Source organism: Klebsiella sp. 2-CIP_Kleb. (genome assembly GCF_050378715.1).
GTDB classification, from domain to species: Bacteria; Pseudomonadota; Gammaproteobacteria; order Enterobacterales; family Enterobacteriaceae; genus Klebsiella; species Klebsiella quasipneumoniae.
Map to the genome: position 1 here is coordinate 256325 of NZ_JBNRLG010000005.1, position 13596 is coordinate 269920.

Annotated in this window: 8 protein-coding genes; 6 read left to right on the plus strand and 2 right to left on the minus strand. The window is 56.3% G+C overall.

Annotation, left to right across the window (positions count from 1 at the left end; all coding sequences use genetic code 11):
* Nucleotides 1-414 precede the first annotated feature (414 nt).
* From pdhR to ACQUTP_RS18100, 5 genes are all read left to right on the plus strand, one after another.
* Nucleotides 415-1194: a pyruvate dehydrogenase complex transcriptional repressor PdhR gene (gene pdhR, locus ACQUTP_RS18080; protein ID WP_002888699.1), complete on the plus strand. Its 780-nt coding sequence runs from the start codon at nt 415-417 to the stop codon at nt 1192-1194.
* 137 nt (nt 1195-1331) lie between these two features.
* A complete protein-coding gene (aceE, locus tag ACQUTP_RS18085) occupies nt 1332-3995 on the plus strand; it encodes a pyruvate dehydrogenase (acetyl-transferring), homodimeric type (RefSeq protein WP_004204365.1) in 2664 nt (887 codons plus the stop codon).
* A gap of 14 nt (nt 3996-4009) precedes the next feature.
* Nucleotides 4010-5908 (plus strand): pyruvate dehydrogenase complex dihydrolipoyllysine-residue acetyltransferase, encoded by a 1899-nt coding sequence (gene aceF / locus ACQUTP_RS18090; protein WP_141923079.1) that lies wholly within the window; start codon nt 4010-4012, stop codon nt 5906-5908.
* Nucleotides 5909-6114: 206 nt separating this feature from the next.
* Nucleotides 6115-7539, plus strand: coding sequence for a dihydrolipoyl dehydrogenase (gene lpdA, locus ACQUTP_RS18095; RefSeq protein ID WP_002888731.1), 1425 nt, complete (start codon nt 6115-6117; stop codon nt 7537-7539).
* Between the two features lie 164 nt (nt 7540-7703).
* A complete protein-coding gene (locus ACQUTP_RS18100) occupies nt 7704-7988 on the plus strand; it encodes a hypothetical protein (RefSeq protein ID WP_004204367.1) in 285 nt (94 codons plus the stop codon).
* A 44-nt stretch (nt 7989-8032) separates the two neighbouring features.
* Here the strand turns inward: ACQUTP_RS18100 and ACQUTP_RS18105 are convergent, their stop codons facing one another.
* Together ACQUTP_RS18105 and ACQUTP_RS18110 are read right to left on the minus strand one after the other, a co-directional pair.
* Complete coding sequence (locus tag ACQUTP_RS18105; protein ID WP_062914376.1) at nt 8033-8839, minus strand: DUF2950 family protein; 807 nt, start codon at nt 8837-8839, stop codon at nt 8033-8035.
* An 11-nt stretch (nt 8840-8850) separates the two neighbouring features.
* Entirely contained in the window at nt 8851-10488 is a 1638-nt protein-coding gene (locus ACQUTP_RS18110) for a DUF3300 domain-containing protein (protein WP_285755747.1), read from the minus strand.
* Between the two features lie 431 nt (nt 10489-10919).
* Here ACQUTP_RS18110 and acnB point away from each other — a divergent pair, with 431 nt between their 5' ends.
* Nucleotides 10920-13517: a bifunctional aconitate hydratase 2/2-methylisocitrate dehydratase gene (gene acnB / locus ACQUTP_RS18115; RefSeq protein ID WP_069135386.1), complete on the plus strand. Its 2598-nt coding sequence runs from the start codon at nt 10920-10922 to the stop codon at nt 13515-13517.
* Nucleotides 13518-13596 lie beyond the last annotated feature (79 nt).

Sequence of the window (13596 nt, forward strand, 5' to 3'; positions counted from 1 at the left end):
AGGGAGAATAGTGGTAAGCGCGTTTGAATGCACCTGCTTTATGAAGGGATGATGACCATGTGTCTAAAAAGACATCAATAGACACATTCTGTATTATTCCGATGCATTGCTTCTTTTTGATTATTTATTCAATTGTATTGTCTTTGTATTCATTTATTGGGTCGTTGAATCGGTTCAGATAGCGTAATTTTTCGTTTCCATTAAGTTAATGCTACCTCTTTATGAGTAAACGTAACATTTGTGCAAGGTTACATTTCTGAAATGTTATTTCTGTAAGGTTGTTAAAATGTCCGTCGTTTACTGATTTCAATCAAAACCTGTATGGACAGAAGGTGAATACTTTGTTACTTTAGCGCTACGAACTTTAAATTGGTAAGACCAATTGACTCCGGGCTAATGGCAGAGACAGGGAATATGGCCTACAGCAAAATCCGCCAACCAAAATTATCCGATGTGATAGAGCAGCAGCTGGAGTTTCTGATCCTTGAGGGGACCTTGCGCCCCGGTGAAAAACTCCCGCCTGAACGCGAACTGGCTAAACAGTTCGACGTTTCCCGCCCCTCGCTGCGTGAGGCGATTCAACGCCTCGAAGCCAAGGGCCTGTTGCTTCGTCGTCAGGGAGGTGGAACGTTTGTTCAGAGCCGCCTGTGGCAGAGCTTCAGCGATCCGCTGGTTGAGCTGCTGTCCGATCACCCTGAATCCCAATTCGATTTGCTTGAGACCCGTCACGCGCTGGAAGGCATCGCGGCCTATTACGCGGCGCTGCGCAGCAATGATGAGGATCGCGACCGTATCCGTGAGCTGCATCAGGCTATTGAACGCGCTCAGCAGTCGGGCGATTTGGACGCTGAGTCCGGCGCCGTCGTCCAGTATCAAATCGCCGTCACCGAGGCGGCACACAATGTGGTGTTGCTTCATCTGCTAAGGTGTATGGAGCCGATGTTGGCGCAAAACGTGCGTCAGAACTTTGAATTGCTGTATGCCCGGCGGGAAATGCTCCCGTTGGTCAGCAACCATCGCACTCGCATTTTCGAGGCGATAATGGCTGGGGAGCCGGAGCAGGCGCGTGAAGCGTCGCACCGTCACCTGGCGTTCATTGAGGAAATTTTGCTGGATCGTAGTCGTGAGCAGAGCCGTCGAGAGCGCTCACTGCGTCGTTTACAGCAACGAAAGGACGAGAACTCCGGTTCTTAAGCGCCATTTTTAGAGCGCGGCAACTAAACGCAGAACCTGTCTTATTGAATTTTTGGTTGTTCCAGCGTGAAGAACGAAGAGTTCAATGGGACAGGTTCCAGATTAATCAACGATTAGATAGATAAGGAATACCCCCCATGTCAGAACGTTTACCAAATGACGTGGATCCGATCGAAACTCGCGACTGGCTACAGGCGATCGAATCGGTCATCCGTGAAGAAGGTGTTGAGCGCGCTCAGTATCTTATTGACCAACTCCTTTCTGAAGCCCGCAAAGGCGGGGTGAAAGTGGCTGCTGGCGCATCGACCGGCGGTTACGTCAACACTATTGCCGTTGAAGATGAGCCGGAATATCCGGGTAATCTGGATCTGGAACGTCGTATCCGTTCTGCGATCCGCTGGAACGCCATCATGACCGTTCTGCGCGCATCGAAAAAAGATCTCGAACTGGGCGGCCACATGGCTTCTTTCCAGTCTTCCGCAACCTTCTACGAAGTGTGCTTCAACCACTTCTTCCGCGCACGCAATGAGCAGGATGGCGGCGACCTGGTGTACTTCCAGGGTCACATCTCTCCGGGCGTTTATGCGCGTGCGTTCCTGGAAGGTCGTCTGACTGAAGAGCAGATGAACAACTTCCGTCAGGAAGTTCACGGTAAAGGTCTGTCCTCTTATCCGCACCCGAAACTGATGCCGGAATTCTGGCAGTTCCCGACCGTTTCTATGGGCCTGGGCCCAATCGGGGCGATTTATCAGGCTAAATTCCTGAAATATCTGGAACACCGTGGTCTGAAAGACACCTCCAAACAAACCGTTTACGCGTTCCTGGGCGACGGTGAGATGGACGAGCCGGAATCTAAAGGCGCGATCACCATCGCAACCCGTGAGAAGCTCGACAACTTGGTGTTCGTTATCAACTGTAACCTGCAGCGTCTTGACGGTCCGGTCACCGGTAACGGCAAAATCATTAACGAACTGGAAGGCATCTTCGCGGGCGCTGGCTGGAACGTTATCAAGGTTATCTGGGGCGGTCGTTGGGATGAGCTGCTGCGTAAAGACACCAGCGGTAAGCTGATTCAGCTGATGGAAGAAACCGTTGACGGCGATTACCAGACCTTTAAATCCAAAGACGGCGCTTATGTGCGCGAGCACTTCTTCGGTAAATATCCGGAGACCGCTGCGCTGGTTGCCGACTGGACTGACGAGCAGATTTGGGCCCTGAACCGCGGTGGCCACGATCCGAAGAAAGTTTATGCTGCTCTGAAAAAAGCGCAGGAAACCAAAGGCAAAGCGACCGTTATCCTCGCCCATACCATCAAAGGTTACGGCATGGGTGACACTGCTGAAGGTAAGAACATCGCTCACCAGGTTAAGAAAATGAACATGGACGGCGTTCGCTACGTCCGCGATCGTTTCAACGTGCCGGTTGCCGATGCCGATCTGGAAAAACTGCCGTACGTCACCTTCCCGGAAGGTTCCGAAGAGCACACCTATCTGCACGCTCAGCGTCAGAAACTGCACGGCTATCTGCCGAGCCGTCAGCCGAACTTCACTGAGAAGCTGGAGCTGCCGACGCTGGAAGATTTCCGCCCGCTGCTGGAAGAGCAGAATAAAGAGATCTCTACCACTATCGCGTTCGTTCGTGCCCTGAACGTGATGCTGAAGAACAAATCCATCAAAGACCGCCTCGTGCCGATCATCGCCGACGAAGCGCGTACTTTCGGTATGGAAGGTCTGTTCCGTCAGATCGGTATCTACAGCCCGAACGGCCAGCAGTACACCCCGCAGGACCGTGAGCAGGTTGCATACTACAAAGAAGACGAGAAAGGTCAGATCCTGCAGGAAGGGATCAACGAGCTGGGCGCAGGCGCATCCTGGCTGGCTGCGGCGACCTCTTACAGCACCAACAACCTGCCGATGATCCCGTTCTACATCTACTACTCGATGTTCGGGTTCCAGCGTATCGGTGACCTGTGCTGGCAGGCTGGCGACCAGCAGGCTCGCGGCTTCCTGATTGGTGGTACTTCCGGTCGTACGACGCTGAACGGCGAAGGTCTGCAGCACGAAGATGGCCACAGCCATATTCAGTCTCTGACTATCCCGAACTGTATCTCTTACGATCCCTCCTACGCCTACGAAGTGGCGGTCATCATGCATGACGGCCTGGAGCGTATGTACGGTGAGAAACAAGAGAACGTTTACTACTACATCACTACCCTGAACGAAAACTACCACATGCCGGCCATGCCGGAAGGCGCCGAGGAAGGTATCCGCAAAGGTATCTACAAACTCGAAACCATCGAAGGTAGCAAAGGTAAAGTTCAGCTGCTGGGCTCCGGTTCTATCCTGCGTCACGTCCGTGAAGCAGCGCAGATCCTGGCGAAAGACTACGGCGTGGGCTCTGACGTGTACAGCGTCACCTCCTTCACCGAACTGGCGCGTGATGGCCAGGATTGCGAACGCTGGAACATGCTGCACCCGCTGGAAACACCGCGCGTGCCGTACATCGCTCAGGTGATGAACGACGCTCCGGCAGTGGCATCCACTGACTATATGAAACTGTTCGCCGAGCAGGTTCGTACCTACGTACCGGCTGACGATTACCGCGTACTGGGTACCGATGGCTTCGGTCGTTCCGACAGCCGTGAAAACCTGCGTCACCACTTCGAAGTCGATGCTTCCTATGTGGTCGTTGCAGCGCTGGGCGAACTGGCTAAACGTGGTGAAATCGATAAGAAAGTGGTTGCGGACGCAATTACCAAATTCAACATCGATGCAGAAAAAGTTAACCCGCGTCTGGCGTAAGAGGTAAAAGAATAATGGCTATCGAAATCAAAGTACCGGACATCGGGGCTGATGAAGTTGAAATCACCGAGATTCTGGTCAAAGTGGGCGACAAAGTTGAAGCTGAACAGTCGCTGATCACCGTAGAAGGCGATAAAGCCTCTATGGAAGTCCCGTCTCCGCAGGCTGGCGTCGTGAAAGAGATTAAAGTCTCCGTCGGCGACAAAACCGAGACTGGCAAACTGATTATGATTTTCGATTCCGCCGAGGGTGCAGCAGCCGCTGCACCTGCGCAGGAAGAGAAGAAAGAAGCCGCTCCGGCCGCCGCTGCTCCAGCAGCTGCCGCGGCAGCGAAAGAAGTGAATGTGCCGGACATCGGCGGTGACGAAGTTGAAGTCACTGAAATTCTGGTGAAAGTGGGCGATACCGTTGCGGCTGAGCAGTCTCTGATCACCGTCGAAGGCGATAAAGCCTCGATGGAAGTGCCGGCGCCGTTCGCGGGTACCGTGAAAGAGATCAAGATCAACACCGGCGATAAAGTGTCCACCGGCTCCCTGATCATGATCTTCGAAGTGGCGGGCGCTGCGCCTGCTGCCGCACCTGCTCAGGCTGCTGCTCCGGCGGCGGCTGCTCCAGCTGCGGCTGGCGGTGCGAAAGACGTTAACGTACCGGACATCGGCGGCGACGAAGTTGAAGTGACCGAAGTGATGGTAAAAGTCGGCGATAAAGTGGCTGCTGAGCAGTCCCTGATCACCGTCGAAGGCGACAAAGCGTCTATGGAAGTGCCGGCGCCGTTCGCGGGCACCGTCAAAGAGATCAAAATCAGCACCGGCGATAAAGTCAAAACCGGCTCCCTGATCATGGTCTTCGAAGTGGAAGGCGCTGCGCCTGCCGCCGCACCGGCTCAAGCGGCTGCGCCGGCACCGGCTGCAGCTCCGGCTCAGGCCGCTAAGCCTGCCGCGGCACCGGCTGCGAAAGCGGAAGGTCAAACCGAATTCGCTGAAAACGACGCTTACGTCCACGCCACTCCGCTGATTCGCCGTCTGGCGCGCGAGTTCGGCGTTAACCTGGCGAAAGTGAAAGGCACCGGCCGTAAAGGTCGTATCCTGCGCGAAGACGTTCAGGCTTACGTGAAAGACGCTGTTAAGCGTGCTGAATCCGCACCGGCGGCTGCCGCTGGCGGCGGTATCCCGGGCATGCTGCCATGGCCGAAGGTTGACTTCAGCAAGTTCGGCGAAATCGAAGAAGTGGAGCTGGGCCGTATCCAGAAAATTTCTGGTGCCAACCTGAGCCGTAACTGGGTCATGATCCCGCACGTTACCCACTTCGACAAAACCGATATCACCGATCTGGAAGCGTTCCGTAAGCAGCAGAACGCCGAAGCTGAGAAGCGTAAACTGGACGTGAAATTCACCCCGGTTGTCTTCATCATGAAAGCCGTGGCCGCTGCGCTTGAGCAGATGCCGCGCTTCAACAGCTCGCTCTCCGAAGATGGTCAGCGTCTGACACTGAAGAAATACATCAACATCGGTGTGGCGGTGGATACCCCGAACGGTCTGGTGGTTCCGGTCTTTAAAGACGTGAACAAGAAGAGCATCACCGAGCTGTCTCGTGAACTGACCACCATCTCGAAGAAAGCGCGCGATGGCAAACTGACGGCGGGCGAAATGCAGGGCGGTTGCTTCACCATCTCCAGCATCGGCGGCCTGGGTACCACCCACTTCGCGCCGATTGTTAATGCGCCGGAAGTGGCCATCCTCGGCGTGTCTAAGTCCGCGATGGAGCCGGTATGGAATGGTAAAGAGTTCGTGCCGCGTCTGATGCTGCCGATTTCTCTGTCCTTCGACCACCGCGTCATCGACGGTGCTGATGGTGCCCGCTTCATTACCATCATCAACAACACCTTGAGCGACATTCGCCGCCTGGTGATGTAATTGAAAAAGCCGGCCTGACGGCCGGCTTTTTTCTGATAACCTCAGGCTGTTTGGGATTATCAGCAACAAAGGACAAAATCGTTTGCCGTTTGTTGTTTAAAAATTGTTAACAATTTTGTAAAATACACGCGGATAGAACGTCCCGGTGGACTTGGGCGTAAAAATAATAGCGTCAGACCCGCCGGATATAAATTACAGAGGTCATGATGAGTACTGAAATCAAAACTCAGGTCGTGGTACTTGGGGCAGGTCCTGCAGGCTACTCTGCAGCCTTCCGTTGCGCTGATTTAGGTCTGGAAACCGTCATCGTAGAACGTTACAGCACCCTCGGTGGGGTGTGCCTGAACGTGGGTTGTATCCCTTCTAAAGCGCTGCTGCACGTGGCAAAAGTTATCGAAGAAGCGAAAGCGCTGGCCGAACACGGCATCGTTTTCGGCGAACCGAAAACTGACATTGACAAGATCCGCACCTGGAAAGAAAAAGTCATCACTCAGCTGACCGGTGGTCTGGCTGGCATGGCCAAAGGGCGTAAAGTGAAGGTGGTTAACGGTCTGGGTAAATTCACCGGCGCTAACACCCTGGAAGTGGAAGGCGAAAACGGCAAAACCGTGATCAACTTCGACAACGCCATCATCGCGGCGGGCTCCCGTCCGATTCAACTGCCATTTATTCCGCATGAAGATCCGCGCGTATGGGACTCCACCGACGCCCTGGAGCTGAAATCTGTGCCGAAACGCATGCTGGTCATGGGCGGCGGTATCATCGGTCTGGAAATGGGTACCGTATACCATGCGCTGGGTTCAGAGATCGACGTGGTTGAAATGTTCGACCAGGTCATCCCGGCTGCCGATAAAGATGTGGTGAAAGTCTTCACCAAACGCATCAGCAAGAAATTCAACCTGATGCTGGAAACCAAAGTGACTGCCGTTGAAGCAAAAGAAGACGGTATTTATGTTTCCATGGAAGGCAAAAAAGCGCCGGCGGAAGCACAGCGTTACGACGCCGTGCTGGTGGCTATCGGCCGCGTACCGAACGGTAAAAACCTCGACGCAGGCAAAGCGGGCGTGGAAGTTGACGATCGTGGCTTCATCCGCGTTGACAAACAAATGCGCACCAACGTGCCGCACATCTTTGCTATCGGCGATATCGTCGGTCAGCCGATGCTGGCGCACAAAGGCGTCCACGAAGGTCACGTTGCCGCAGAAGTTATCTCCGGCCTGAAGCACTACTTCGATCCGAAAGTGATCCCATCGATCGCCTACACCGAGCCAGAAGTGGCATGGGTCGGTCTGACCGAGAAAGAAGCGAAAGAGAAAGGCATCAGCTACGAAACCGCCACCTTCCCGTGGGCTGCTTCTGGCCGTGCTATCGCTTCCGACTGCGCAGACGGCATGACCAAACTGATCTTCGACAAAGAGACCCACCGTGTTATCGGCGGCGCGATTGTCGGCACCAACGGCGGCGAGCTGCTGGGTGAGATCGGCCTGGCTATCGAGATGGGCTGTGACGCTGAAGACATCGCGCTGACTATCCACGCTCACCCGACTCTGCACGAGTCTGTTGGCCTGGCGGCAGAAGTTTTCGAAGGCAGCATCACCGACCTGCCGAACGCCAAAGCGAAGAAAAAGTAACTTTTTCTTTCAGGCAAAAAGCATAAGCGGCTCCCGGAGCCGCTTTTTTTATGCCTGATGTTTAGAACTATGTCGCTATTCATAAACCGCTACACCTCATACATACTTTGTAAATAGTCACTCTGTAAACTTATAGGCAGTTAACGATATCAATGAGGTGTGTGATGAAACGCTTTTTAACCACAGCGCTGGTCGCAGCAGCGTGCTTATCCGGTGTCGCCTGCGCGGCTGACGCCACGATTCCGTGGGCGGATAACAGCGGTGGTACGGAAACGACCCATATTGCGGCGATGGGCCAGGATCTGAATGCTCAGCATCAGCAAGTGACCAAGACCAGTGAAGGAGTATGGGCGGCGAATTCCGGCAGCATCAGCGCTGACGAATCGGCATTGTCCAGTACGAAACCAGCCTTTGCCGGCGATCCGTCGCTGATGCCCCACCAGGGCTAAGTGAATGAAAACGCCCGGTTGCGTGTACGTAACCGGGCGTTTTTTTATGGGTTGACCTCCTGCCAGCCGGCGTCAGCGTCGGGGGCAAAGCGCGTTATCGCCTGGGCCTTTGCCGCGCTCTCTTCACCGAGATTGGCCTGATAAACGGTATCGTGCTGATCGATCATAAAGCTCATCACGCCGGTTTCCCCCCACGCCACCGGCCACGCCAGCAAGGCGACGCTCTGTTCATCTCTACCGGTGATAATGCGGAAGCGGTAGCCATGGTAGCCGCTGCCGGGAACCGTCGGGCTAAAGGCTGGCCCAAGCGGACTTGGCGCTTCGCCCGGCGAGGTGGGCCAGTACAGACCATCTTTTTTGCCTTCGCTACTGATGATTTTCTGCGCCCAGCGGTGGTTCAGTTGATAGTAATCCTGCTGGGCGTCAACGTAGGCATGCATGGCGGCTATCGCCGACAGTTCATTACGGCCGATAGCGCGGGTGAGGATCTCTTCTTCGCCAGCCGCCATATCAAAGCGCCAGCCCTGGGATGCTTTGACGATGGGGACTGGCAGCCGCCATGCTTCGCTACCGACGTCGAGCCAGGCTTTTTCACCCTGCTGCACAATCACATGTTTCACCTGCCAGTCGCGCTGGAAGCGGTCGACGGCAGTGGGGTCGATCCCGTCGGGGGGTAAAAAATGCTGCCAGTTATCGCCAAGCACTTCACTCAGCGCCGCGTCATTTTGCTGGCCGATCGCCTCGGCCAGCGCGCTTGCGGCCTGCTCGGGGGTGGCATACTGCTGCTGGGCGAAGGCGGCAAGCGGCGACAGCATTAACGTGAACAGGGCAATTGGTAATGGGTTTCTCATTCTGCTCATCCTCAGCGGCGGCGTAGTTCATGGTGTTCAGAAAGACGCTCTCTGGCGCCGTCGCGCTGCTCGCGGTTTACGCTGGAAAACTGACGACTCTGCCGTCCCCGTTCCTGCTGCGCTTGCCAGGAGGGGGCGCGGCTTTCGTTGCCGCTAAGGGCGCTGGCGCGCAGATGACTGACCGTCTGCTGACGCTGGGCTGGCGTGGCAGACTGGAGCTGCTGCCGGCGCTGTTGCTGCTGCGGTGTAGTATTCTGCTCGCGGCTCTTAATGGTTTCCCTACGCTGCTGTTGCTGCGGCGTCGGGTTTTTCAACTGCGCTTTCGCCGCGTCTCGACGCTGCTGGGTCGATGTCGGCTCGCTGTCGTAACCGCGGTAGTTGCTGCGCTGGGTGGCTTGTTTCAACTGCGCCGAGGCCGCCTGACGCTGGGCATCGCGCGAGGCGGTGTTTGCCGCCAGGTTGCCCGCCGTGGCGGTCGACGCGCTGCGCTGCTGAAGCTGGGTCATCGCCGCCTGGCGCTGCGCCTCACGATCGACCGGCGCATGCTGGGTGGCGCTCAGTCCGCCGGATACGTTGGTCTGATGAAAGCGCTGAGCGAGGGTATTATCGGGGTATGGCACGTGACCGCGATAGGCGGGGTTGTGCTGCCAGTTTACGCGGTCGCCCGGCAGGTTTTGTCCGGTAATGCGGTTAAAGTTATTCACATTGATATTGATGTTATCGCCGTTATGCGAGTAATCGCCGCGGTGGTAGTCGTCATCGTGATGGTGGTGGTCATCATCATCATCCCAGTCGATGCTGCTGAACAGCGCCCAGGTGGTCGCCACGCCCAGGCTGTAACCGAAGCCTTTGACGAAGCTATCGGTAAACTGCTCCCCGGGAGGCGGCGGCAGATAGACCGGAGGATAGGCGCTGTTCGGCCAGGTACCATAGACGGTGGAGGGGTTGTAGTTGGGAACATAGACCACCTGTGGATCGGTCGGTTCTATTTTTATGACCTGCGTCGGTGCGGGCGCCGCCGCGCTGGTCGTTGACGTTGTTACCGTGCTGCTTTTCGAGGTGGAGGCCGGCGCAGGCGCCGCTGCGGCGACAATCACTTTTTGCTGCGGCGTGGATTTCAGTGTCCCTGTCTGCTGGGCGATGGCACGCAGACGCTGCACCGAGTCCATCACATCATGCGGCTGGGCCAAAAACGCATTACCGAGATTTTCCACCCAGGGCGGATTCTCGCCCATCATCGCCAGCAGGGCCGGGAAAGCGACAAGCGATTTAACGCTGGGATCCCACGGCTGGCTGGCAACAGCCTGAACGGCGGGATCCCCTTTCATGGTGGGGTTATCCTGGGACCACTGCACCGCCTGCATGACGTTGTCCGGGTAGGTGGAGGCCATCAGCACCTGCGACAGCAGACTGTCCGGATAGAGCGCGATGGGGGCAACCCACTGATCAATCTGCGCCTGGGTGTAGGTGGTGGCTACCGGCTGCGCGGCGACTGGCTGTGTGGCTGGAGTGGGTGCCGGCGCAGCCTGCGCCGTCGGCTCAGTGACCGTCTCTGGAGTACGGCTTTGCACATAGAGTGTTCCCGCCGCCGCGAGTAAACCAGCGCTACAGAGCAGGGCGATAATATGGGGTTTGAACGGCAGTGACATAGAAGCTCCTGACCCAAAAAGTAACCCATCTCGCTAAAGTATCGGCGAAAACGGCGCGTTTGCTGAGTATAAGTAAGCGGTATGGCTTTTTATTGATGATTGTTGGGATCGGCCCATGGCGTTGTACGTGGAAAGGAATTTTTGTCGCGGGATTTGAACAGAAAGCCTGCAATATCCTGCCCTTAACGATTCAGCTAAATTTTAATGTTGCTTTTTTGTAAACAGATTAACACCTTTCAAAAATCCTGCTATGCTGCCGACGCGGTATCGGGCATTTACCCTACAAACTGCTGTCTCACAGGAGCGTGAAGAAAATCGCCCAGCCACTAAATCCTTCAAGATGCGTCAAGGCGGCAAACTGCCAATACCGAAGCAGATTGATTGAAGACGTGTAGGCCGCATTATGACAATGAGAAGCGAGGAGAACCGTCGTGCTAGAAGAATACCGTAAGCACGTAGCTGAGCGTGCCGCCATGGGGATTGTTGCCAAACCCTTAGATGCAACCCAAATGGCCGCGCTGGTAGAACTGCTGAAAAACCCGCCTGCGGGCGAAGAAGAATTCCTGTTAGACCTGCTGATTAATCGTGTACCGCCGGGCGTTGACGAAGCCGCCTATGTTAAAGCTGGATTCCTTGCCGCGATCGCCAAAGGCGAAGCGTCCTCCCCCCTGGTTACCCCTGAAAAAGCCGTTGAACTGCTGGGCACCATGCAGGGCGGTTACAATATCCACCCGCTGATCGATGCCCTGGACGACGCGAAACTGGCGCCGATCGCCGCGAAAGCGCTCTCCCATACCCTGCTGATGTTCGATAACTTCTACGACGTGGAAGAGAAAGCGAAAGCAGGTAACGAGCACGCAAAACAGGTCATGCAATCCTGGGCCGACGCTGAGTGGTTCCTGAACCGCCCGCAGCTGTCAGAGAAAATCACCGTTACCGTTTTTAAGGTGACTGGCGAAACGAACACCGATGACCTGTCTCCGGCGCCGGATGCCTGGTCGCGTCCGGATATCCCGCTGCACGCCCTGGCGATGCTGAAAAACGCCCGCGAAGGCATTGAACCGGATCAGCCGGGCGTGGTTGGCCCGATCAAACAGATCGAAGCCCTGCAGCAGAAAGGCTACCCGCTGGCCTACGTTGGCGACGTGGTCGGGACCGGCTCTTCACGTAAATCGGCCACCAACTCGGTGCTGTGGTTTATGGGCGACGATATCCCGAACGTGCCGAACAAGCGTGGCGGCGGCCTGTGCCTGGGCGGCAAAATCGCGCCAATCTTCTTCAACACCATGGAAGATGCAGGCGCGCTGCCTATCGAAGTGGATGTGTCAAACCTGAACATGGGCGACGTGATTGACGTTTACCCGTTCAAAGGCGAAGTGCGTAACCACGAAACCAACGAACTGCTGGCCAGCTTCGAGCTGAAAACCGATGTGCTGATCGATGAAGTGCGCGCCGGCGGCCGTATCCCGCTGATCATTGGTCGCGGTTTGACTACCAAAGCGCGCGAAGCGCTGGGTCTGCCGCACAGCGATGTCTTCCGTCAGGCGAAAGACGTGGCGGAAAGCACCCGCGGCTTCTCTCTGGCGCAGAAAATGGTTGGCCGCGCCTGCGGCGTTGCCGGTATCCGTCCGGGCGCCTACTGCGAGCCGAAAATGACCTCCGTCGGTTCTCAGGACACCACCGGTCCAATGACCCGTGATGAACTGAAAGACCTGGCGTGCCTGGGCTTCTCCGCTGACCTGGTGATGCAGTCCTTCTGCCACACCGCGGCCTATCCGAAGCCGGTTGACGTCACCACGCACCATACTCTGCCGGACTTCATTATGAACCGCGGCGGCGTCTCGCTGCGTCCGGGCGATGGCGTTATCCACTCCTGGCTGAACCGCATGCTGCTGCCGGATACCGTGGGTACCGGCGGCGACTCCCATACCCGTTTCCCCATCGGGATCTCCTTCCCGGCGGGCTCTGGTCTGGTGGCCTTCGCCGCCGCGACCGGCGTGATGCCGCTGGATATGCCGGAATCGGTGCTGGTGCGTTTCAAAGGTAAAATGCAGCCGGGGATTACGCTGCGCGACCTGGTTCACGCTATCCCGCTGTACGCCATCAAGCAGGGCCTGCTGACCGTTGAGAAGAAAGGTAAGAAAAACATCTTCTCTGGCCGCATCCTTGAGATTGAAGGCCTGCCGGATCTGAAAGTGGAGCAGGCGTTCGAGCTGACCGATGCCTCTGCTGAACGTTCTGCTGCAGGTTGCACCATCAAGCTGAACAAAGAGCCGATCGTTGAGTATCTGAACTCCAACATCGTCCTGCTGAAGTGGATGATTGCCGAAGGCTACGGCGATCGCCGCACTCTGGAGCGTCGTATTCAGGGTATGGAAAAATGGCTGGCGGATCCGCAGCTGCTGGAAGCCGATGCTGACGCGGAATACGCGGCAGTAATCGACATCGATTTGGCGGATATCAAAGAGCCGATTCTGTGCGCGCCGAACGATCCGGACGATGCCCGCCTGCTGTCTGACGTACAGGGCGAGAAAATCGACGAAGTGTTCATCGGCTCCTGCATGACCAACATCGGCCACTTCCGTGCCGCCGGTAAGCTGCTGGACAGCCACAAAGGCCAGTTGCCGACTCGCCTGTGGGTGGCGCCGCCAACCCGTATGGACGCCGCGCAGCTGACCGAAGAAGGTTACTACAGCGTATTTGGTAAGAGCGGGGCGCGTATCGAAATCCCTGGCTGTTCCCTGTGTATGGGTAACCAGGCGCGCGTCGCCGACGGTGCGACGGTGGTTTCCACCTCTACCCGTAACTTCCCGAACCGTTTAGGTACCGGCGCTAACGTCTATCTGGCCTCTGCCGAGCTGGCAGCGGTGGCTTCTCTGCTTGGTAAACTGCCGACGCCGGAAGAGTACCAGACCTTCGTGGCGCAGGTGGATAAGACAGCGGAAGATACCTATCGCTATCTGAACTTCAACCAGCTGGATCAGTACACTGAAAAAGCTGACGGCGTGATCTTCCAGACCGCGGTGTAAAACCAATCGGTCAGCCTGGCTGACCGTTTGGCTACAAACTCCCCAATGCCCGGTGAACATTGCATCACCGGGCATTTTT